Origin of the sequence: Bradyrhizobium sp. Ce-3 (assembly GCF_022835695.1) — a bacterium.
GTDB lineage: Bacteria > Pseudomonadota > Alphaproteobacteria > Rhizobiales > Xanthobacteraceae > Bradyrhizobium.
On sequence record NZ_BQUV01000011.1, the window covers coordinates 16,600 to 37,386 of the forward strand.

General features: G+C 66.1%; 20 protein-coding genes. 10 read left to right on the top strand and 10 right to left on the bottom strand.

The genetic code is table 11. The features are described 5' to 3' along the window. The first annotated feature begins 35 nt into the window (after window positions 1–35). Entirely contained in the window at window positions 36–1,589 is a 1,554-nt protein-coding gene (locus BRSPCE3_RS31065; protein WP_244070165.1) for an FAD-dependent monooxygenase, read from the top strand. Window positions 1,590–1,650: 61 nt separating this feature from the next. On the opposite strand, the gene BRSPCE3_RS31070 is transcribed toward BRSPCE3_RS31065, so the two are convergent. From BRSPCE3_RS31070 to cobS, 5 genes are all read right to left on the bottom strand, one after another. Beyond that, window positions 1,651–2,763, bottom strand: coding sequence for an NADH:flavin oxidoreductase/NADH oxidase (locus BRSPCE3_RS31070; RefSeq protein WP_244070167.1), 1,113 nt, complete (start codon window positions 2,761–2,763; stop codon window positions 1,651–1,653). Window positions 2,764–2,920: 157 nt separating this feature from the next. Next, window positions 2,921–4,018 (bottom strand): esterase-like activity of phytase family protein, encoded by a 1,098-nt coding sequence (locus BRSPCE3_RS31075; protein ID WP_244070169.1) that lies wholly within the window; start codon window positions 4,016–4,018, stop codon window positions 2,921–2,923. A 3-nt stretch (window positions 4,019–4,021) separates the two neighbouring features. Further along, the gene (gene cobT, locus BRSPCE3_RS31080; protein ID WP_244070171.1) at window positions 4,022–5,920 is read right to left on the bottom strand and encodes a cobaltochelatase subunit CobT; all 1,899 of its coding nucleotides are present in this window, start codon (window positions 5,918–5,920) and stop codon (window positions 4,022–4,024) included. Continuing rightward, window positions 5,917–6,327 carry a GNAT family N-acetyltransferase gene (locus BRSPCE3_RS31085; RefSeq protein WP_244070173.1) on the bottom strand — a complete coding sequence of 137 codons (411 nt, stop codon included), beginning with the start codon at window positions 6,325–6,327 and terminating at the stop codon, window positions 5,917–5,919. The genes cobT and BRSPCE3_RS31085 overlap by 4 nt, the downstream gene beginning before the upstream one ends. A gap of 3 nt (window positions 6,328–6,330) precedes the next feature. After that, window positions 6,331–7,329, bottom strand: a complete 999-nt coding sequence (gene cobS / locus BRSPCE3_RS31090; RefSeq protein ID WP_244070175.1) for a cobaltochelatase subunit CobS — start codon at window positions 7,327–7,329, stop codon at window positions 6,331–6,333. A 291-nt stretch (window positions 7,330–7,620) separates the two neighbouring features. Here cobS and BRSPCE3_RS31095 point away from each other — a divergent pair, with 291 nt between their 5' ends. Beyond that, window positions 7,621–8,283, top strand: a complete 663-nt coding sequence (locus tag BRSPCE3_RS31095) for a DedA family protein (RefSeq protein WP_244070177.1) — start codon at window positions 7,621–7,623, stop codon at window positions 8,281–8,283. 16 nt (window positions 8,284–8,299) lie between these two features. Here BRSPCE3_RS31095 and BRSPCE3_RS31100 read toward each other — a convergent pair whose 3' ends face one another. After that, complete coding sequence (locus BRSPCE3_RS31100) at window positions 8,300–9,523, bottom strand: citrate synthase family protein (protein WP_244070179.1); 1,224 nt, start codon at window positions 9,521–9,523, stop codon at window positions 8,300–8,302. Between the two features lie 76 nt (window positions 9,524–9,599). Between BRSPCE3_RS31100 and BRSPCE3_RS31105 the strand changes: the two genes are divergently transcribed. Continuing rightward, entirely contained in the window at window positions 9,600–10,694 is a 1,095-nt protein-coding gene (locus BRSPCE3_RS31105) for a citrate synthase/methylcitrate synthase (RefSeq protein WP_244070181.1), read from the top strand. 282 nt (window positions 10,695–10,976) lie between these two features. On the opposite strand, the gene BRSPCE3_RS31110 is transcribed toward BRSPCE3_RS31105, so the two are convergent. Continuing rightward, window positions 10,977–11,612, bottom strand: coding sequence for a J domain-containing protein (locus BRSPCE3_RS31110; protein WP_092120102.1), 636 nt, complete (start codon window positions 11,610–11,612; stop codon window positions 10,977–10,979). Window positions 11,613–11,721: 109 nt separating this feature from the next. Between BRSPCE3_RS31110 and BRSPCE3_RS31115 the strand changes: the two genes are divergently transcribed. Together BRSPCE3_RS31115 and BRSPCE3_RS31120 are read left to right on the top strand one after the other, a co-directional pair. Beyond that, entirely contained in the window at window positions 11,722–11,997 is a 276-nt protein-coding gene (locus BRSPCE3_RS31115; RefSeq protein WP_028338206.1) for a BolA family transcriptional regulator, read from the top strand. Window positions 11,998–12,118: 121 nt separating this feature from the next. Further along, on the top strand, window positions 12,119–12,568 hold the full coding sequence (locus tag BRSPCE3_RS31120) for a hypothetical protein (protein WP_244070183.1): 450 nt from the start codon (window positions 12,119–12,121) through the stop codon (window positions 12,566–12,568). 149 nt (window positions 12,569–12,717) lie between these two features. On the opposite strand, the gene BRSPCE3_RS31125 is transcribed toward BRSPCE3_RS31120, so the two are convergent. The 3 genes from BRSPCE3_RS31125 to BRSPCE3_RS31135 all read right to left on the bottom strand — a co-directional run bounded on the left by BRSPCE3_RS31125 (window position 12,718) and on the right by BRSPCE3_RS31135 (window position 15,902). Next, the gene (locus BRSPCE3_RS31125) at window positions 12,718–14,022 is read right to left on the bottom strand and encodes an HlyC/CorC family transporter (protein WP_244070184.1); all 1,305 of its coding nucleotides are present in this window, start codon (window positions 14,020–14,022) and stop codon (window positions 12,718–12,720) included. Window positions 14,023–14,130: 108 nt separating this feature from the next. Beyond that, window positions 14,131–15,273: a 3-dehydroquinate synthase gene (aroB, locus tag BRSPCE3_RS31130; protein WP_244070186.1), complete on the bottom strand. Its 1,143-nt coding sequence runs from the start codon at window positions 15,271–15,273 to the stop codon at window positions 14,131–14,133. Next, entirely contained in the window at window positions 15,270–15,902 is a 633-nt protein-coding gene (locus tag BRSPCE3_RS31135; protein ID WP_244070188.1) for a shikimate kinase, read from the bottom strand. Before BRSPCE3_RS31135 ends, aroB begins: the two co-directional genes overlap by 4 nt. 145 nt (window positions 15,903–16,047) lie before the next feature. Here BRSPCE3_RS31135 and BRSPCE3_RS31140 point away from each other — a divergent pair, with 145 nt between their 5' ends. The 5 genes from BRSPCE3_RS31140 (at window position 16,048) to BRSPCE3_RS31160 (ending at window position 20,775) form a co-directional block, all read left to right on the top strand. Beyond that, a complete protein-coding gene (locus tag BRSPCE3_RS31140; RefSeq protein ID WP_076864023.1) occupies window positions 16,048–16,194 on the top strand; it encodes a histidine kinase in 147 nt (48 codons plus the stop codon). 16 nt (window positions 16,195–16,210) lie between these two features. Next, on the top strand, window positions 16,211–17,218 hold the full coding sequence (gene xerD / locus BRSPCE3_RS31145; protein WP_244070190.1) for a site-specific tyrosine recombinase XerD: 1,008 nt from the start codon (window positions 16,211–16,213) through the stop codon (window positions 17,216–17,218). Window positions 17,219–17,490: 272 nt separating this feature from the next. After that, a complete protein-coding gene (locus BRSPCE3_RS31150; protein WP_106328597.1) occupies window positions 17,491–18,453 on the top strand; it encodes an acetyl-CoA carboxylase carboxyltransferase subunit alpha in 963 nt (320 codons plus the stop codon). Between the two features lie 229 nt (window positions 18,454–18,682). Beyond that, a complete protein-coding gene (locus BRSPCE3_RS31155) occupies window positions 18,683–20,155 on the top strand; it encodes a murein L,D-transpeptidase family protein (RefSeq protein ID WP_244070191.1) in 1,473 nt (490 codons plus the stop codon). A gap of 224 nt (window positions 20,156–20,379) precedes the next feature. Continuing rightward, the gene (locus tag BRSPCE3_RS31160) at window positions 20,380–20,775 is read left to right on the top strand and encodes a nuclear transport factor 2 family protein (protein ID WP_244070643.1); all 396 of its coding nucleotides are present in this window, start codon (window positions 20,380–20,382) and stop codon (window positions 20,773–20,775) included. The last annotated feature ends 12 nt before the right edge of the window (window positions 20,776–20,787 follow it).

The following is a 20,787-nucleotide window of genomic DNA, read 5'->3' on the forward strand; positions in this document are numbered from 1 at the left end:
AAATATTATACTGAGTACAAATTTATGGTGACGGCGTGACGCGGACGGATGTAGTTGTGGTCGGTGCCGGACCGACCGGACTGCTGCTGGCGATCGAATTGACCCTGGGCGGCGCCGACGTGGTCGTGATCGAGCGGCTGACGGAGCCCGACCAGACCATCAAGGCCGGCGCGATCGGCGCACTCGCGGGCGAGGCGCTGGAACGCCGCGGCCTCGCCGAGGCGATGACGACGGTCGAGCGCAGCATGGCGGACAGCATGTCCAGGCTCATGAAGAGCGCGGACGCGGGGGCTGAACTGCCATTCAAGAAATTCGGCGGCCACTTCTCCGGCATCTTCCTGATCGACCAGACCCGGCAGCGCGAGCCGGACCGGCGGCTGCGCGGCGTCAATCAGCAAGCCCTGGAAAAGATGCTCGGCGAGCGCGCCGCCGCGCTCGGCATCGAGATCCGGCGCGGCTGCGAGCTGATCGATTTCGAGGATCTTGGCGACGGCATGGTAGCGCGGGCGAAGGGCGCCTCCGGCGAGGTCGAGTTGCGCTCCGCCTATCTGGTCGGTTGTGATGGCGGACGAAGCGCCGTGCGCAAGCGCGCGGGCTTCGGCTTCCCCGGTACCAAACCGACGCTGACCGGACACCAGGCCATCGTCGACCTCGATCATCCGGATCGTCTGCTCCCGATCGGCTGGCGGCGGACGCCGATCGGCATGATGGCCTATGGCCCGATTCCCGGCCGGGTGTTCATGGCCGAGTTCGACGGACCGCCGGCCGATCGCAGCGCGCCAGTGACCCGCGAGGAGATCGAGACCAGGCTGCGCCGGATCAGCGGCGCCGACGTCCGGATCACCGCGGTCAAGACCGCGACGCGCTTCACCGACAATGCGCGGCAGGCCGACAGCTACCGCAGGGCCCGCGTGTTCCTGGCCGGCGACGCCGCGCATGTGCACTCGCCGTTCGGCGGGCAAGGCCTCAATCTCGGCCTGCTCGATGCGGTCAATCTCGGCTGGAAGCTCGCGGCTGTGGTCTGCGATCGCATGCCGGATAGCCTGCTCGACAGTTACACCGAGGAACGGCATCCGATCGCGGCAAGGGTACTTGCCAACACCCGCGCCCAGGTCGCCTTGATGCGGCCGGACGTCATGACGGATGCCCTGCGCGACATCGTCGCCGATCTGATGAGCCTCGACGAGGGCACCCGCTACTTCGGCGAGATGATCAGCGGCATCAAGACCCGTTACGATCTCGGCAGCGAGCATCCGTCGGTCGGCCGGATCAGCGGCAATTTCGCGCTCGGCGACGATGGCGCGGACACGACCCTGTTCGATCAGATGGAGGACGGCAGGGCCGTGCTGGTCGATGCCACCGGCGGCGCTGCATCAGCGATCGCGGCGCGTTGGGACATGTTCGTACGATGCGTACCAAGGCGCGACGGCCCGTCGCTGCTGATCCGCCCCGATGCCTGCATCGCCTGGGCGTCCGACGATGCCGACACCGCAGGTCTCGACGCCGCGCTGACGCGCTGGTTCGGACCGGCTGCAATCAGCGAGAGCCGTAGCCCGGATGCAGCGAAGCGCAATCCGGGAACGGTCTGACCGCATTTCGCGGGTCCCGGATTTCGCTGCGCTGCATCCGGGCTACAATCGGTGCAAGCCGTCAGCGCGTCCCGAATGTGGTCTTGCCGAACAGCGCCTTCTGCGTCGACGGCTGCGAACGCCAATATTGCGGCGGCGCGCTCACCTCGCCGCCGAGCTCGGCGGCGGCGTGCCAACCCCAACGCGGGTCGTAGAGCATGCCGCGGGCGAGCGCGACCATGTCGGCCTTCCCCGACGTGACGATCTCCTCCGCCTGCTTCGCTTCGGTGATCAGGCCGACCGCCATCGTGGTGACGCCGGTCGCCTCCTTCACCGCCTGTGCCGCCGGCACCTGGTAGCCCGGCCCGAGCGGAATCTTTTGCAGCGGCGAGACGCCGCCGGACGAGACGTCCATCCAGTCGACGCCGCGCTTCTTCAACTCCTTGGCAAACTCGATGGTCTGCGCGAGGTCCCAGGCTCCCTCGACCCAGTCGGTCGCCGACACCCGCATGCCGATCGGCTTGTGATCCGGGAATACCGCACGCACCGCGTCGAACACTTCCAGCGGAAAGCGCATGCGGTTTTCGAGCGAGCCGCCATAGCGGTCGGTGCGCTTGTTCGCGATCGGCGACAGGAACTGGTGCAGCAGATAGCCGTGCGCGCCGTGCAGCTCGAGCGCATCGATGCCGAGCCGGTCGGCGCGCTTCGCCGCCGCGACAAAGGCCTCGCGGATTCGCTTCAGGCCGGCATCATCGAGCGCCAGCGGCGGTGCCTCGCCTTCCTTATGCGGGACCGCCGACGGGCCCACCGTCTGCCAGCCGCCGTCGGCAATCGGGATCAATTGCCCGCCCTCCCAGGGACGCTGGCTCGAGGCCTTGCGGCCGGCATGGGCGAGCTGCATGGCGACCGCCGCCTTCGAATGCTTGCGCACCGAGGCCAGGATCGGCTTCAGCGCCGCCTCATTGGCATCGCTATAGAGGCCGAGGCAGCCCGGCGTGATCCGCCCGATATCCTCGACATGCGTGGCCTCGATGCAGAACATCGCGGCGCCCGACAGCGCCAGCATATTGATGTGTGTGAAGTGCCAATCATTGGCGGAGCCGTCGTCGGCCGAATACTGGCACATCGGCGAGACCATGATCCGATTGGAGAGTTTCAAGCGGCGCAGCTCGATCGGGGAAAACAGGGTGCTCATGCGGGGCATATCCGGATCGGGGAAAGGGCGGGCTTAAGATAGAGGCCGCGGCGGCGATCACCAACAGGCAGGAGCGGCGGAGAGGCCGGGACGCAGAGCAGCAATGCAGACACGGCCTCCGCTCACCCTCCCTGGAGGGGGAGGGTGAAGAGAAGCCTCACTCGACCAGCGTGAACTGCAACAGCAGATTGCGCTGGATCAAGGAGAAATTGTCGTCGGAGATCATGGTCAGCACGGTCTCGCCGTCTGCAGTGACATGGGCGTCGATGCCTTCCATGTTGTCGATCTCGTTGCCGAGATCGGCGTTGAAGATCGCGGGGCCGTCGACCACGGCGCCGGGCGCGATCTCGGACAGCACGAGGCGGCGGATGCGGATGCCGACGCCACCGATCCAGGAGAATTTCCGTTCCAGGATCAACAGATCGCCCGACGGCAACAGCACCGCGTCGCTGATATCGAAATTCTCGGTGCGGCGGACACTGAACTGGCCCGGCGTCTTGCCGCCGACCAGGAAGGCGATCAGATTGCCGCTCGCGTCGAGCCCACGTTCCGAGAATGCGATCAGGGTGCCGGCAAGTGGTAGCCCCTTCGGCACGAACACCAAGCCCTCGAGCCCCTTGTTGTTGGGAAGCTTGCGTGCCGCCGGCGGCAGCGGCACCACCTCGCCGCGCGAGCGGGTAAAGCCCTTGGCGAAATCGAAGCGCAGCACCTGGTTGACCCGCTCGAGCCCGACATAGGCGACCGAGCCGTCGAGCGCGAGCGATTCCGAATCGTACCAACCGCGCGTCGCGGTGATCGGCCTGCCATCAGCCCCGAGCAGCGGCGCCGCCTCGACATCGTCAACCCCGGCCATTTCCCGGCCGCGATAGACGATGCGGCCGGTGAACCAGCTGCCTTGGTCGCTGACCGCGATGAAGCGCTCGCCCTTGGCATCGAGCCTGAGCGCGGAGAGGCCGCCGAAGCCGGAGAACGACGAGGTCAGGATCAGGCCGCTGCGATATTCCAGCGCGCCGAACCGCGTCCGCGCACGATCGCGGATGTCGAACGACGGCAGCGGCCGTGCCTTGACCTCGATCGAGACCGGTTCGTTGACGCGATAGGGGTTTGGCCGTCCGGCCGGTCTCGGCCCCGCCGGCGGCTGGGTCGCGCTCTGCGCCTGCGCGAGATTAGGCAACGCAAAACATGGCAGCGCCGCGGCCGACAGCCCCGCCGCCATATTTTGCAGGACATGGCGGCGGCTAACGGGTGAGCGCATGTCTCACGAGTGGAGGCGGCGACGGGTGCCCTGCGCGGGCGCCGAGCCGTTGGTCTCGCTGAACAGCTCGGCGAGCTTCTCGGTGATGGCGCCGCCGAGCTCTTCGGCATCGACGATGGTGACGGCACGGCGGTAGTAGCGCGTGACGTCATGACCGATGCCGATCGCGATCAGTTCGACCGGCGAGCGGGTCTCGATCTCGTCGATGATGTGGCGCAGATGCCGCTCGAGATAGTTGCCGGGATTGACCGACAGCGTGGAGTCGTCGACCGGGGCGCCGTCGGAGATCATCATCAGGATGCGGCGCTGCTCGGGACGCGCGAGCAGGCGCTTGTGCGCCCAGTCGAGCGCCTCGCCGTCGATGTTCTCCTTGAGCAGGCCTTCGCGCATCATCAGGCCGAGATTTTTCCGCGCACGACGCCACGGCGCGTCGGCCGACTTGTAGATGATGTGCCTGAGATCGTTGAGGCGGCCCGGATTGGCCGGCTTGCCGGCGGCAAGCCACGCCTCGCGCGACTGCCCACCCTTCCAGGCGCGGGTGGTGAAGCCCAGGATCTCGACCTTGACGCCGCAACGCTCCAGCGTGCGCGCCAGGATGTCGGCGCAGGTGGCGGCAACCGTGATCGGACGGCCGCGCATCGAGCCGGAGTTATCCAGCAGCAGCGTCACCACGGTGTCGCGGAACGTCGCCTCCTTCTCATGCATGAAGGACAGCGGGTGATAGGGATCGGTGACGACGCGCGACAGCCGCGCCGGATCGAGGATGCCCTCTTCGAGGTCGAATTCCCAGGCGCGGTTCTGCTGCGCCATCAGCCGGCGCTGCAGGCGGTTGGCGAGCCGCGCCACGATGCCCTGCAGATGCGCAAGCTGCTTGTCGAGATAGGAGCGCAGCCGCTCCAGTTCGTCATGATCGCAGAGATCTTCGGCCGCAATCACCTCGTCGAACTTCGGCGCGAACGCATGATATTCCGGACCGCGCGGCTCGTTCTGGCCGCGTGAGTTCGGCCGCGTCGCCTCGCCCGGCGTCTCGTCGTCGCCGAGCTCGCCGTCGTCGAACGTGTCGGACGTGGAGGCCTGCGCGCTTTCCATCGCGCTTTCGCTCATCTCTTCCGCCGAGGTCTGGGCCTGGTCGGCGCTCATCTCCTGCGCGGCGTCGGAATCGGGCGAGCCCTCGGCACCGGACTGATCGCTCTCGCCGTCCTGGTTCTCGTCCTGATCCTCGTCATCGTCGGAATCCATGTTGCGGTCGTCGCCGAGATCGAGCGCCGACAGCAGGTCATGGACGAGGTCGCCGAACCTCGCCTGGTCCTCGGTGAAGCGGCTGAGCTGGTCGAGCCGCGAGCCGATCTTGTCCTCCAGCGTCGGACGCCAGAGATCGACCATCTTCTTGGCGGCCGCGGGCGGCGCCATGCCGGTAAGGCGTTCGCGCACCAGCATCGCCAGCGCATCCGACAGCGGCGCATCGGCGCGGTCGGTGATCTCGTCGTACTTGCCGCGGTGGAAATGATCGTCGAGCATCGCGGTGAGGTTCTTGGCGACGCCGGACATCCGGCGCGAGCCGATCGCCTCGACGCGCGCCTGCTCGACCGCCTCGAACACGCCGCGCGCCTGCGGATTGCCCGGCATCAGCTTGCGATGCACCTTGGGATCGTGACAGGCGATCTTGAGCGCGATCGAATCGGCGTGGCCGCGCACGATCGCGGCATCGCGCTTGGTCATCTTGCGCGCCGGCTCCGGCAGCCGCGCCTTGCCGGGCGCAAGCCCCGGCCGCTCGGCGGCGAAGGAGACCTCGAGCTCCGGCTTCTTGGCGATCGCCTTCAGGCACGCCGACACCGAGCGCTTGAACGGCTCGGTCGGCGCTTCCTTCGATCCGGGACGGAATTTGATATTGGAGGTTGTCATAGTGATTTCGTAAACCAGTGGCGCGTGACGCCGCCGGGATACCCCTCAATCGAACCGAACTCTTCATATCCATTGGCGCGGTAGAAGCCCGGCGCCTGGAAGCTCATCGTATCCAGATAGGATCGCGTCGCTCCGAAGCGCCGCGCCTCGTCTTCGATCGCCTTGATCAGCTTGGCGCCAAAGCCCTTGTTGCGAAACTTCTGCTCCATCCAGAACAGCTGGATGAACAACACCGCGGTCCAGACCTCGCCGACGACGCCGCCGACGATCTCGTCGCCTTGCCGCAGCGAGATGGCGAAGCGCTTGTACTTCTGCTTCCCCATCTTCTCGTTGTTGTAGCGGAGCAATCCGCCGAGCACCGCCTTCTTCGTCTGTGTGACTGTGCGCTCGACGGAGATTTTCGGCATGGACTAGCTGAGCGCCACGTTGACCGAGGATTCCGGCAGCTCGACGTTGAAGCAGCGCTGGTAGAACTCGGCAACCAGCGGCCGCTCCAGCTCGTCACACTTGTTGAGGAAGGTGACGCGGAACGCGAAGCCGATATCGCTGAAGATGTCGGCGTTCTCGGCCCAGGTGATCACCGTCCGCGGGCTCATCACCGTCGACAGGTCGCCATTGGCGAAGGCGTTGCGGGTGAGATCCGCAAGCCGCACCATCTTGTTGACGATGTCGCGGCCCTCCTGCGTGCGGTAGTGCTTCGCCTTGGCCAGCACGATCTCGACTTCCTCGTCATGGGCGAGGTAGTTCAGCGTGGTGACGATCGACCAGCGGTCCATCTGGCCCTGGTTGATCTGCTGGGTGCCGTGATAGAGGCCCGAGGTGTCGCCGAGGCCGACCGTGTTCGCGGTCGAGAACAGGCGGAACGCCGGATGCGGCTTGATCACCTTGTTCTGGTCGAGCAGCGTCAGCCGGCCGGAGACTTCCAGCACGCGCTGGATCACGAACATCACGTCCGGGCGGCCGGCGTCGTATTCGTCGAACACCAGCGCGATATTGTGCTGCAACGCCCAGGGCAGGATGCCGTCGCGGAATTCGGTAACCTGCTTGCCGTCCTTGACCACGATGGCGTCCTTGCCGACAAGATCGATACGGCTGATGTGGCTGTCGAGGTTGACGCGGACGCAGGGCCAGTTGAGCCGGGCCGCAACCTGCTCGATGTGGGTCGACTTGCCGGTGCCGTGATAGCCGGTGACCATCACGCGGCGGTTCTTGGCAAAGCCGGCGAGGATCGCGAGCGTGGTGGCGCGGTCGAAGCGATAGTCGCTATCGACTTCCGGCACATGCGGATCGACTTCGGAATAGGCGGGAACTTCCAGATCGCTATCGATCCCGAAGACCTGCCGAACCGAAACCTTCATGTCGGGCAAACCGACGGGTTCTTGCGCTTTGGTCTGGACGGCCGTCGTCATTCATCCTCCGAGGTCCCGGGCATTCCCGAAACCAGATTTAGGTCATTTGGCTGCGGATGGGGTGCTACGCACGAGCCTAGCAGAGAGCATCGGCCGGCAGAAGCCCACTGGCAAATCAAAGTTCCGTTGTTGTATCATTAAGATAGGCGCGAAACTCGATTTTTGGAAGGCTGCTCTGCAAATCTCGCCGTACTTTCGCCGCAGCCCCGTTGCGGCCTGTCCGCAGGCACTTTTCAGCCCGGCGAGGAGTTGTTAGCTCTCGGACCTGTTTCATCGTCATCCAGGAATTCTGTGACTTCATTCCTTGACCCATTGATCGCGTTCGTTTCGGCCCATGCCTGGCTCGCCTATCTGACGCTGTTCCTGGCCGCGCTGCTGGAGGCAGTGCCGGTGGTGGGTTCCCTGGTGCCGGGCTCGACCATCATCCTGGCGCTGAGCGCGCTGGTGCCGGGCGGCGAATTGAAGCTCGCGCCGGTGCTGGCCGCCGCGGCCTGTGGCGCAATGCTCGGTGACGGCACCGCCTATCTGATCGGCTATCGCAGCCAGCGCGAGATCCTGTCGGCCTGGCCGCTTTCCAACTACCCGCGCGTGGTCGCGCAGAGCGAGGCCTTCTTCAACCGCTGGGGCGTGCTCGCGGTGTTCTTCGCCCGCTTCGTGCCGCCGATCCGCGCCTTCGTGCCGATCACCGCCGGCGCGCTCGACATGCCGCCGGCGCGGTTCTACGCGATCAACATCCCCGCGATCCTGCTCTGGGCGCCGGCGCATGTGCTGCCTGGCGTGCTCGCGGTCACCGCGCTGCACGACTATGCCGGCCTGCCGCATCACCAGCATGTCGGCAAACATCTCTGGATGTTCGCTGTCGCAGGCGCCGCCGTCATCCTCGCGCTCGCGGTCTGGACCATCCGCCGCCGCCATGGCGGCGGCCTGATCGAACCGGCCAAACCTGCGAAATAGGCCTGCAAAATAAGGGCTAGATGCTGTTGGTCGAGCCGGCGCGCCCGGGCGCCGGACCGACATAGCGCGCGCGGGGCCTGATCAGCTTGCCGAGCTGAAGCTGCTCGCTGGCATGCGCGATCCAGCCGACGCTGCGTGCCATTGCAAACAGCGCGAGCTCGCTGCCTGCCGGCATCCGCAGGGCATGCACCAGCACTGCCAGCGCGTAATCGATGTTGACGAATTCGCCGGTGGCTTCCGCGATCCGCTCCGGCACCTCGCGGGTGAATTTGCGCGGCGCGCCGGCCCGCGTCAGCGCCTCGAGCAGCGAGATCGCGCGCGGATCGCCCTTCTTGTAGACGCCGTGCCCGAAGCCGGCGAAGCGCTCGCCGAGCGCGACGCGCTCGCGGACGACAGGCGCGACATCATTGTCGAGCATCGTCTTGACCAGGCGCGAGGCGAGCACGCCGGCGCCGCCATGCATCGGCCCCTTCAGCGCGACGAGACCCGCGATCACGGCGTCGTACAGATTGAGCCCGGTCGATGCCGCGCAGCGCGCGGTGAAGGTCGAGGCGTTCAATTCATGATCGGCGAGCAGCACCAGCGCGCGACGGATCAGGTCGGGCGCGTGCTTGTTGTCCGGCGTCCAGACCCGCGCCACCTGCTCATGCAGCGGCGCGGCCGACGGTACGGCGTTCAGCATGGTCGCAACCAGCAGCCGCAGGATGCGGCCGCCGACCATCGCGCGGCCATCGGGCGCGCGGGTGAAGGCGCCGGGATCGGCGCTTGCGGCGAGCGCCATCACCGCGACGGTGCGGTCGATCGGCTGGGCGCGGCACGCGGCTTCGGCGATCGCGCGCATCTCGTCGGAGACATGCGGACAATTATCCGGCGCGAACGGATCGACGCCGGTGACGTCCCACAGCAGCGTCGCGGTGTGCTCCAGCGTGTCGCGCTGGGCGAGCTCGACGCAGTTGACGCCGCGATAGATCGGGCCCTGCTCGGTGATGGTTGCGATCGCCGAATCCATCACCGGCAGATCGGCATCGAAATTGCGGAAGCCGCGCGGCTCCGGCGACGGCACGCGGCGCTCCTTCAGGCCCCTGATGTCCTCGGCGCGGTAGCGATGGCTGCGCGAATCCGGCGACGGCTCGGAGCGGATCAGCCCGCGGCTGACATAGGCGTAGAGGGTCGCCGGCGAGATCGCGAGTTCGGCGGCGGCCTCGCGGGCGGAGAGGTAAAGCTCGGCGGATTTTTTCATATTGATTTATATAATCAAGATTGATCAACTCGTCGAGAGGTCCGACCTTGCAGGCGTGAAGCAAGGAGATCGGGCCATGAACATGATTCTCACCAAGAGCCAGATCGGTCTGGACGGCGTTCCCGCCGCCGAGACCGTGTTGAGCCATGTCGACGGCGAGCGCGGCGAGCTGATCATCGCCGGCGAGCACGTCGCCAGGCTCGCGGGCAAGTCGAGCTTCGAGGGTGTCACCGCGCGGCTGTGGAACGGCGCCACCGGCAAGGCGCTGAGCGAGGCCAATGTCCGCGCCAGCCTCGGCGCCGCCCGCGAACGCGCCTTCGCCCGGCTGCCGGACCTGCTGCCGGCGACGCGCGGCATGTCTGTTGTCGACGGCTTCCGCGCCGCGATCGCCGGCCTCCGCGGCGAGAACGGGCTCGAGCACGAGGCGACCATTGTCGGTGCCTTCCCGGTGATCGCGGGTGCCCTGGTGCAGCGCGCGAAGGGCAATAACCCGATCGCGCCGGATCCGAATGCCAGCCACGCCGCCGACACGCTGCGGATGCTGCTCGGCCGCAAGGCCGCGCCGCGCGAGGTCGCAGCCCTCGACGCCTATCTCGTCACGGTCTGCGACCACGGCATGAATGCCTCGACCTTCACGACGCGGGTGATCGCCTCGACCCAGGCCGATCTGTTCGCGGCGATCACCGGCGGCTATTGCGCGCTGACCGGTCCGCTGCACGGCGGCGCGCCGGAGCCGGTGCTGGAAATGCTGGACGCGATCGGCACGCGCGAGCGCATCCAGCCCTGGGTCGACGGCGCGCTGGCGCATGGCGAGCGGCTAATGGGGTTCGGTCATCGCGTCTATCGCGTGCGCGACCCGCGCGCCGACGTGCTGAAGCTCGCGATCGAGCGCCTCGAGGCCAACGGCGCCGACCTGCCGTTCGCCGGCGAGGTCGAGGCCTATATCCGGCAAGCGCTGCGAAAGAAGAACCCGGAGCGGCCGCTGGAGACCAATGTCGAGTTCTTCACCGCGATCCTGCTCGATGCGTTGCAGATCCCGCGGCAGGCGTTCACGCCGATCTTCGCGGTGGCCCGCGCCGCCGGCTGGACCGCGCACGCCCTCGAGCAGCGGCGCACCGGACGGCTGATCCGGCCGAGCTCGTCCTATGTCGGCGCGGTGCCGAAGGATTGAGGCTCGCCAGAAACCGTAGCCCGGATGGAGCGCAGCGAAATCCGGGAGCGGTGTGACCGTGGATGGAAGAGCCCCGGATAGCGCTGCGCTCCACCCGGGCTACGAAGCCTCTTCTCCTTCCCCCTGAAAGGGGGAAGGTCGGGATGGGGTCAGCCGCGGGCGACCGTGTTTGTGGAGAGACCGGATCCCCACCCGCTTTGCACTAACGAGCAAAGCGACCTCCCCTTTTCAAGGGGAGGTGCGAAACGAGACATCATCGCGCAGGGCGACGGGCGCGAGCGCTTACGCCTCACGCACCACGGTCTTCAGATAATTATACGCCTTGATGATCTCGATCAGGCGATCCTCGGTAGAGCGGTCGCCGCCATTGGCGTCGGGGTGGTGCTGCTTGACCAGCGCCTTGTACTTCGACTTGACGTCTTCGAGCGTCGCGCCGGCCCCGAGCCCCATCACCAGCAGCGCCTTGCGCTCGGCGTTCATCACCTTGCGGGTCTCGGGCTTCGGCTCCGCGCCACCCGGTCCGGGACGCCAGCGGCCGCGGCCGTTGAGCTCGGAGAACACGTGGAACGGATCGGAGGCGGCATCGAGACCGCTCTCCTTCTTGCCGTTGTTGGCGCCCATCTTCCAGGTCGGACGGTGACCGGTCAGCGCATCCTTCTGGTAGCGCGCGACGTCGTCAGGATTCATGCCCTGGAAGAAATTGTAGGACTGGTTGTACTCGCGGACGTGATCGAGACAGAAGTGCCAATACTCGCGCGAATTCTCGCGGCCCTTCGGGGCGCGGTGCGCGCCCTTGTTCTGGCAACCCGCCCACTCGCAGGCGACCGCCTGCTCGCCGGCCTGCGCCTGGCGCTTCGCACTCACCTTGGTCGGCTTGATGCGAATGGAGTCGAAGAACTTTGATGAATCGATCGGCATGTTCTCTTTGACTACGCAATGCACAAATCTTCAAGTCTTGACATTGCGCAGACCTCGTTTCCCGCTTGCACCATTGACGAAAAGCTGTCGCGGACCTAACTCCGCCGCCATGAGCACCAAAGACGCTATCATAAACAAGTTGCGTGAAGCTTTCTTGCCCGAAAGCCTCGACGTCGTCGACGAGTCACATCTGCATGAGGGCCACGCCGGCCACAGGCCAGGCGGGGAGACGCATTTCAGGGTATATATTGTGTCTCCGGCCTTCGAAGGGAAGAGCCGGATCGAACGCCATCGCATGATAAATGCGACGCTGGCGCAGGAACTCGCCGGCTCGGTGCACGCGCTGGCGATCCATGCCCACGGCCCCGGGGAAAAGCCGCGCTAGCTCCCGCTTGCCGCAAGACGAAGCAGTGGTTTTCCGTTATGAGGATGATACCTCCGGCGATGGGTCCGCTCCATCCGTGAGAACTACGGATGGCATCGCCACGCTTGATATGGGGCCATTGATGATCCCTTGCTGGCCACGTTTCCGGTCGATTGTCGCCGCCGCCGGCCTGCTCCTGATCTGCGCGATGCGCCCGGCCTCGGCGCTGGACATGCCGAGCCCATTCGTCCAGGAGGTGCTGATCAAGAGCATCCTGGTCTCGCTCAACGATGCGGTGGCCGCGAATAACTTCACCGTGTTCCACGCCAAGATCTCAAAGCCGTTCCGCGACCAGTTTCCGCCGGACAAGCTGAAGACGATCTTCAAGGATCTGGTCGACAAGCACGCGGTGTTCGACGCCGTGGTGGCCAAGCCGATCGTGCTCGATGAGGACGCCAAGGTCGATGACAAGGGCGTGCTGCGGCTGAAGGGCCATTTCGACACCACGCCCAAGCAGGTGAAGTATCAGCTCGGCTTCATCCCCTCCGACGGCGCGTGGAAGCTGTCGGGCATCTCGATCGATATCGAGTAGAGAGGCACATCCATCAGACCCGTCCTGCTGAGGAGCGCGCAGCGCGTCTCGAAGGATGCACGGCCCGGCTGGTGGCCGTCGACCCTTCGAGACGCGCTACGCGCTCCTCAGGGTGACGGTGATAGGGTCGAGCTGCACGCGGCGCGAGACTAGAACGCCGTCCCCGCCCGCTTCGGCTTCTCGGGCTCGGCGGCCTCGCGCGGAACGGCGACGATGCGCAGCGCGGTGATGCGGTTGCGCTCGCGGCGAAGCACGCGGAAGCGGAAGCCGTGGAAGGTGAAGCTCTGGCCGCGATCGGGGATCGAGCGCGCCTCATGGATCACGAGGCCGGCGACCGTGGTCGCCTCCTCGTCCGGCAGGCGCCAGTCCATCGCGCGGTTGAGATCGCGGATCGGCACCGAGCCGTCGACCACCACCGAACCGTCCGGCTGGGCCCGCACGCCGGCGACGACGACGTCGTGCTCGTCGGAGATATCGCCGACGATCTCCTCCAGAATGTCCTCCAGCGTCACCATGCCTTCGACCTCGCCATACTCGTCGACCACGAGCGCGAAGTGGGTCTTGCGGCGGCGGAACGCCTTCAACTGCTCGGAGACCGGACGCATCTCCGGCACGAACCAGGGCGGCAGCGCGATCGCGGAAGCATCGATCGCCGACATGTCGCCTTCATTGGCGCGGATCGCGCGCAGCAGATCCTTGGCGTGCAGCACGCCGACGATGTTCTCCGGCTTCTCCCGCCACAGCGGGATCCGGGTGTACTCGCTGGCCAGCACCTCGCGGACCAATTCTTCCGGAGGCAGGTCGGCGTTGACCATGGTCATCTCGGTGCGATGGACCATCACATCGGAGACCTGCAGCTCGCTGAGGTCCAAGAGCCCGCCGAGCATGTCGCGGTCCTGCTTCTCGACCTTGCCTTCATGGTGCAGCAGATCGACCGCGCCGCGCAGGCGCTCGGTCGGTGACAACACCGTCTGATACGCCCCGACCTTGATGCCGAGCAGCTTCATCAACGCCAGCACGATGGTCTCGATGATCGTGAGCAGCGGCCCCAGCACGAAGATCGTCAGCCGCATCGGCCGCGCGACCAGCAGCGAGATGCGGTCGGGCGCGTTGATCGCGATGGTCTTCGGCAGCACCTCGGCGAACACCACGACCATCACGGTCATGACAGCGGTGGCGTAGAGCACGCCGACATCGCCGAACCAGGCGGTGAACACGCCGGTCGCCAGCGCCGAGGCGCCGATATTGGCGATGTTGTTGCCGAGCAGCAGCGCGCCGATCATGCGCTCGCGCATGGCGAACAGTTTCGAGACGACACCGGCATCGGTGTTGCCCTGCTTCGACAGCCGCAGCATGCTGGCGCGCGAGGCGCCGGTCAGCGCCGTCTCACTCGCCGCGAAGAACGCGGAGATCAGGAGACAGAGCAGCACGATCGAGAAGGTCAACCATCCCACTGACTTGATCCGTGGCTAGAGCATGATCCGGAAAAGTGTGTAGCGGATTTCCGGGAGGATCATGCTCAAATCAAACAAGATGACGATCCGAAGCAGGCTCATTCCGCTCTAGGCCTTGAGCTTGGCTTGCAGGAAGTCGCGCACCGGCTGCGGCTCGACATTGTTGGCGATCACGGCACGGCCGACCGCCTCCAGCAGGATGAAGGTCAGCTTGCCGCGCTTGACCTTCTTGTCCTGCGCCATCAGCGCCAGGAGCGCGTCGGCGTCGGCGAGCCCTTCCTGCGTGAAGCCCGCGATATCCTGCAGGCGCGTCGGCAACCCTACCGCAGAAAGATGACGCGCGATGCGCGTCGCATCGTCGTTCGAGATCATGCCGAGCTGGGCGGAGAATTCCGCCGCGAGCACCATGCCGACCGAGACGCCCTCGCCGTGGAACAGGCGGTCGGAGAAGCCGGTCGCGGCTTCCAGCGCATGGCCGAAGGTGTGGCCGAGATTGAGCAGCGCGCGTTCGCCGGTCTCGCGCTCGTCGCGGGAGACGATTTCGGCCTTGGCGCGGCAGGAGGTTGCGATCGCGTGCTCGCGCCCCGCACCGCCGGTGAAGATGTCGCCATGGTTCTCTTCGAGCCAGGCGAAGAACGCCTCGTCGCCGAGGATGCCGTATTTCGCCACCTCGGCATAGCCGGCGCGGAACTGGCGCGGCGACAGCGTATCGAGCACCGAAGTGTCGGCGATCACGAGCACCGGCTGGTGGAAGGCGCCGATCAGGTTCTTGCCCTGCGGCGAGTTGATGCCGGTCTTGCCGCCGACCGAGGAATCGACCTGCGCCAGCAGCGAGGTCGGCACCTGCACGAAATCGACGCCACGGCGCAGGATCGCGGCCGCAAAGCCGGCGAGATCGCCGACCACGCCGCCGCCGAGCGCGATCACCAGATCGTTGCGCTCGATCTTGGCCGCGATCAGCGCCTCGCTGACCTGCGTCAGGGTGGCGTAGCACTTCGAGCCCTCGCCCTCCTCGACGACGATCCGCGACGTCGGCACGCCTGCCGCCGCAAGCGACGCCTCGGCCGGCTCCAGCCAGTGTTTGGCAACGGTGCGGTCGGTGACGATGGCGGTGCGCACGCCGGGCCGCAGCGCCGCGACGCGTTCGCCGAGCGAGGCCAGCACGTCGCGGCCGATGACGATGTCATAGGCGCGGTCGCCGAGCGCGACGTCGACGGTAACGGAGGCGGAATGTTTCAAGGGCGCAGTCATGAGGTCGCGTTCAATCCATCAGATGGTGGCTCGTCGGCCGGACGCACGCCGCACAGATGTGCATGCAGGGCCGCGAGGCATTCGTCGACAATGCGGTCGTGCGGCACGTCGCGGGAAGCTATCGTCAGGTCGGCGGTCTGGTAGACCGGCTCGCGCTCGCCGAGCAGCCGGTTCACCGTCGCCTCGGGGTCGGCGGTCTGCAGCAGCGGACGATCGGCGCGGCGGCGGACCCGGCGCATGATGATATCGCTGTCGGCCTTGAGCCAGATTGACACGGCGCGGTCGCGGATCCGGCTGCGGGTCTCCTCGCGCATGAAGGCGCCGCCGCCGGTCGCCAGCACCACCGGGCCATTGCCGAGGATGCGGGCGATCACCCGGGCCTCGCCATCGCGGAAATACGGCTCGCCCTTGCTCTCGAAGATCTCCGGTATCGTCATGTCCGCCGCCGTCTCGATCTCGGTGTCGGCGTCGGTGAACGGCAGCTTGAGCCGTGCCGCCATCCGCCGGCCGATGGTCGACTTGCCCGCCCCCATCATGCCGACCAGCACGATCGACCGCGTCCCCAGCGCGGCCGCGATGTCGGCCTCCAGGGTCGGGTGGGTGGGCGCCGGGACGGCTGCGTCGGACATCAAAAAGCTCGGATATTGGGACGAATTGTTCGGAATTCGAGCCACCTATACTACCCCCGGCGATACCGTTACCAGCGACTCTTGCAACGGTGCGGGGAACATGTTGGATGATTTCATTGGTTAATTCGCCGCCCGAGTCGCCTCCATGCCCAGCCTGTTCCGCTTCCTGACGGTCGTCGCCGTGATTTTCGGGATCGGCTACGGCATCGTCTTCGCGCTGGCGAATTACGTACAGCCGAAACCGCGGGAAATGACGGTGACCATCCCGCCGGATAAGTTCCTCAAGAAATAGACGCTATGATTCCGGCATGCCCGCTGCTGCCAAAAATCCCGCCAAGACCGAAGCCAAGACCCAGGCCAGGTCCCCCGCAAAATCCTCCGACGCCAAGCTGACGGCGCTGTTCCTCGACATGCTCGCCGCGGAACAGGGTGCCGGAGTCAACACGCTCGACGCCTATCGGCGCGACCTCACCGATTTCTCCGACTACCTCGCCCATGCCGGCGCCGATTTCACCAGCGCCGATACCGAGGCGCTGCGCGGCTACCTCGCCGACCTGGACACGCGGGGCTTCAAGTCGACCAGCGTGGCGCGGCGGCTGTCGGCGATGCGGCATCTCTACCGCTTCCTGCTCAACGAACGTATCCGTGGCGATGATCCGGCCGCGATCCTGTCCGGGCCGAAGCGCGGCCGCGGCCTGCCCAAGGTGCTGTCGATCGCCGACGTCGACCGCATGCTGACCCGCGCCAAGGAGCTGACCCAGACCGACGTCTCGCCGGCGCAGCGGCTGCGCGCACTGCGGCTGTATTGCCTGCTCGAGGTGCTCTACGCCACCGGCCTGCGCGTCTCCGAGCTGGTGTCGCTGCCGGTCTCCGCGGCACGCCGCGACGCGCGGATGATCGTGGTGCGCGGCAAGGGCAACAAGGAGCGGCTGGTGCCGCTGAACGACGCCTCGCGCCAGGCGATGGCGGACTACCTCGCTGCGCTGGAGGTGATGCAGCCGAAGGCGAAGAAGGCAGCAGCATCGAAATGGCTGTTTCCGTCCTCCGGCGAGAGCGGCCATCTGACCCGGCAGCATTTCGCCCGCGACCTCAAGGAGCTCGCGAGCGCCTCCGGCCTCGCGCCGCGGCTGGTGTCGCCGCACGTGCTGCGTCATGCGTTTGCCAGCCATTTGCTGCACAATGGCGCGGACCTGCGCATCGTGCAGACCCTGCTCGGCCACACCGATATTTCCACCACCCAGATCTACACCCATGTGGTGGAGGAGCGGCTGAAGAGCTTGGTCCGCGACCTGCACCCGCTGGCGGAGAAGCCCTAGACACCCGTAGCCCGGATGGAGCGCAAGCGAAATCCGGGGACTGTATCGGCGGAAATACCATTCCCGGATTGCGCTTCGCTCCATCCGGGCTACGGGCTACGAGCAATCCGCCTTGACTTCCGCCGCATCTCCGCAGAAAGAGCGTCACCTGCCTGCGATCCCGAAGCGTGCATTCCACCTGAATGCGCGTTAACCGATTGAAGTTACAAAACTTCTCTTGTCACCGCCGAAACCGCTTCGCCCCTCGCATTGTTCCTCCCTATATTGAGTTGATGCCCGACCCGATGCGCAGCTATCTCGACTTCGAAAAACCCGTCGCCGAGCTTGAATCCAAGATCGACGAGTTGCGGGCGCTTGCCGCAAGCGGCAGCGACATCGGCGACGAGGTCGCGCGGATCGAGGACAAGGCCGCGCAGGCGCTGACCGATCTCTATGCCAACCTGACGCCGTGGCAGAAGACGCTGGTGGCGCGGCATCCGCAGCGGCCGCACTTCACCGATTTCATCGGCGGCCTGATCACCGAATTCACCCCGATGGCCGGCGACCGCAAGTTCGCCGACGACGAGGCCCTGATCGGCGGCTTCGGCCGCTTCCGCGGCGAGAGCATCTGCGTGGTCGGCCAGGAGAAGGGCGCCACCACCGACAGCCGCATCAAGCACAATTTCGGCATGGCGCGCCCCGAAGGCTACCGCAAGGCGGTGCGCCTGATGGAGATGGCCGACCGCTTCGGCATCCCGGTGCTGTCGATCGTCGATTCCGCCGGCGCCTATCCCGGCATCGGCGCCGAGGAGCGCGGCCAGGCCGAGGCGATCGCGCGCTCGACCGACGCCTGCCTGTCGCTCGGCGTGCCCAACGTCGCGATCGTCACCGGCGAAGGCATGTCGGGCGGCGCCATCGCCATCACCACGGCGAACCGCGTGCTGATGATGGAGCACGCGATCTACAGCGTGATCTCGCCGGAGGCGGCGTCCTCGATCCTGTGGCGCGACGGCACCAAGGCGCAGGAAGCCGCCAACAGCATGAAGATCACCGCGCAGGACATGCTGCGCTTCGGCGTGATCGACCAGATCCTCAAGGAGCCCTCCGGCGGCGCTCATCGCGACCCCGCCGCGATGATCGCGACCACGGGCGACGCCATCGCCCAGGCGCTGAACGACCTACGAAATCTTGATCCGGACGCGATTCGCAAGCAGCGGCGCCAGAAGTTCCTGGATATCGGCCGCAAGCTCGGCTGACCTGCGCAAATCGCCGTGATTTTCGCCCAAATCGACCAATTTTGCCGCAATTGAGCCCCGAGCCGGGTCTTTAACGTTCCTTGAACCATGCCTGCTACGGTGAGAGCCGTCAGCCCCGGTTCAGGTTGCGAGCAGGGGTGGTCGAAGGCTAATATTTTACACAATGGCTTCAGGGCATGTTCGCCGTGTTGGGGTCGCGAAAATCGCCCGGTGGGTGTGGAGCTCGGACTTGACTCATCGCACGCTCGTACGCGCGCTTCTGACTTCGGCGGTCCTCGCCGCGGGTGTCATGCTCGCCGGCTGTGACAGCGACCAGATCTCGCTCGCCCAGAACGCCAAGGCCAACCAGCCGGTCCCGCCCAAGCTCGTCGCCGCCATGGCCGAGAAGGACATGGACATGCAGTCGCCGATGCTGGTGCGGCTGTTCAAGCAGGAAGCCGAGCTCGAGGTCTGGAAGCAGGATCGCTCCGGCCGCATGGCGCTGCTGAAGACCTATCCGATCTGCCGCTGGTCGGGCGATCTGGGCCCGAAGGTCCGCGAAGGCGACCGCCAGGCGCCCGAAGGGTTCTACTCGATCAACCCGAGCCAGATGAACCCGCAGTCGGCCTACTATTTGTCGTTCAACACCGGCTATCCCAACGCGTTCGACAAGGCGCTCGGCCGCACCGGCTCGCAGCTGATGGTGCATGGCGACTGTTCGTCGCGCGGCTGCTACGCGATGACCGACGAGCAGATCGCGGAAATCTATTCGCTCGGCCGCGAGTCGTTCTTCGGCGGCCAGAAGGCGTTCCAGCTGCAGGCCTATCCGTTCCGGATGACGCCGGTGAACATGGCCAAGCACCGCAACAATCCGAACATGCCTTTCTGGAAGATGATCAAGGAAGGCTATGATCATTTCGAGGTGACCAAGCAGGAGCCGAAGGTCGACTTCTGCGAGAAGAAATACGTGTTCGACGCGGTCAAGGCCCCGAATGCGACCCGCGATCCGGTGTTCGACGCCGCCGCCAAGTGCCCGGCCTATGTGATCCCCGACGAGATCGCGAGCGCGGTGCGCGAGAAGGAGCAGCAGGACGCCGCCGAGACCGCCAAGCTGGTGTCCAAGGGCACGCCCGTTGCCCGCCTCAACACCGGCATCGACGGCGGCATGAACGCGATCTTCGCCTCGAAGATTCCGGAAGGAAACACCGGTCTCTCCGAAGGCGGCGACAGCCAGGCGCTGCAGTCGATGGCGCTGGCGCGCGCGCCCGGCACGATCCCCGGCACGGTCAATCCGCCGCGGCCGAACATCGCGCCCCAACAGGAAGAGCCGGTCGTGGCGACGACGTCGTCGACGACGACAGCGCCGCCGGCCAACACCCGCGTCGCTTCGGCGAACGCCTCCGACAAGTCCGAGGGCTTCTTCTCGAGCTTCGCCCGCAAGGTCGGCATCGGCGGCGCCACCGCCGACGCCAGCAGGACGAGCGCGCCGGCTCCGGCCGCTGCCGCACCGGCCAAGCCGAAGGTCGCCGAGGCCAAGCCGCAATCGGTGGTACGCGTCGCCCCGAAGGCGGAGCCGAAGCAGGCCGCCAAGCCCGCGCCGAAGCCGCAGGTCACCAACACCGCCGCCGCCGCACCGGCCGCGAGCTCGTCGACCCAGCTCGCCGGCTCCGCACCGGTCGTGCAGACCAACTCGTTCGACACCCGCTTCTCCGCGGTGAAGTAGACGCGGCACGACTGCGCCGCGACGCCATTCGGTAGCGATCCCGCCGACTCAGCGTCGCCCCGGCGAAGGCCGGGACGACGTCGAGTATGTTGCGCGATCTGTAGGTCAAACTTCCGTATCCCCGCGACATGAATCGCCGCAGCGTTGCTCTGCCACATTCCTCTTGCCAACCACCTATCGACGATCGTCAGATCACGCACGCGGGGCACAGCCGGGAGATTGCGATGGACGATCAAACCGTACGCGCAGCGCTTCAGCGCCATTGGGAGGCTTCGGATGCGAGCGATTTCGAACGCGAGCACGACATCTACCGTGACGATGCCGTGCTTGATTATCCGCAATCGGGCGAACGGATCCGGGGCCGGCGCAGCATTCAGGAGAGCCGGACCGTGCAGCCGAACACAAAGCGCTTCACGATCCGGCGCATCATCGGCGGCGGCGATCTCTGGGTGACCGAATACATCCTCACCTATGACGACAGGCCGTCCTACGTGGTGAGCATCATGGAATTCCGCGACGGACTGGTCGCCCACGAAACGCAATATTTCGCCGACCGATTCGCGCCTTCGCCTTCACGGGCACACCTCGTCGAGCGCATCGACGGAACGTCGCCGCGCTAACCCGACAAGGAG

Coding starts and splice junctions, on each gene's coding strand:
- BRSPCE3_RS31115 (WP_028338206.1), top strand. CDS start 11,722: ATGAGCACCAAAGACGCTATCATAAACAAGTTGCGTGAAGCTTTCTTG.
- BRSPCE3_RS31140 (WP_076864023.1), top strand. CDS start 16,048: ATGCCCAGCCTGTTCCGCTTCCTGACGGTCGTCGCCGTGATTTTCGGG.
- aroB (WP_244070186.1), bottom strand. CDS start 15,273: ATGACTGCGCCCTTGAAACATTCCGCCTCCGTTACCGTCGACGTCGCG.
- BRSPCE3_RS31110 (WP_092120102.1), bottom strand. CDS start 11,612: ATGCCGATCGATTCATCAAAGTTCTTCGACTCCATTCGCATCAAGCCG.
- BRSPCE3_RS31085 (WP_244070173.1), bottom strand. CDS start 6,327: ATGCCGAAAATCTCCGTCGAGCGCACAGTCACACAGACGAAGAAGGCG.
- BRSPCE3_RS31070 (WP_244070167.1), bottom strand. CDS start 2,763: ATGAGCACCCTGTTTTCCCCGATCGAGCTGCGCCGCTTGAAACTCTCC.
- BRSPCE3_RS31160 (WP_244070643.1), top strand. CDS start 20,380: ATGGACGATCAAACCGTACGCGCAGCGCTTCAGCGCCATTGGGAGGCT.
- BRSPCE3_RS31100 (WP_244070179.1), bottom strand. CDS start 9,523: ATGAAAAAATCCGCCGAGCTTTACCTCTCCGCCCGCGAGGCCGCCGCC.
- BRSPCE3_RS31075 (WP_244070169.1), bottom strand. CDS start 4,018: ATGCGCTCACCCGTTAGCCGCCGCCATGTCCTGCAAAATATGGCGGCG.
- BRSPCE3_RS31150 (WP_106328597.1), top strand. CDS start 17,491: ATGCCCGACCCGATGCGCAGCTATCTCGACTTCGAAAAACCCGTCGCC.
- cobS (WP_244070175.1), bottom strand. CDS start 7,329: ATGACGACGGCCGTCCAGACCAAAGCGCAAGAACCCGTCGGTTTGCCC.
- BRSPCE3_RS31135 (WP_244070188.1), bottom strand. CDS start 15,902: ATGTCCGACGCAGCCGTCCCGGCGCCCACCCACCCGACCCTGGAGGCC.
- BRSPCE3_RS31120 (WP_244070183.1), top strand. CDS start 12,119: ATGATCCCTTGCTGGCCACGTTTCCGGTCGATTGTCGCCGCCGCCGGC.
- BRSPCE3_RS31105 (WP_244070181.1), top strand. CDS start 9,600: ATGAACATGATTCTCACCAAGAGCCAGATCGGTCTGGACGGCGTTCCC.
- cobT (WP_244070171.1), bottom strand. CDS start 5,920: ATGACAACCTCCAATATCAAATTCCGTCCCGGATCGAAGGAAGCGCCG.
- xerD (WP_244070190.1), top strand. CDS start 16,211: ATGCCCGCTGCTGCCAAAAATCCCGCCAAGACCGAAGCCAAGACCCAG.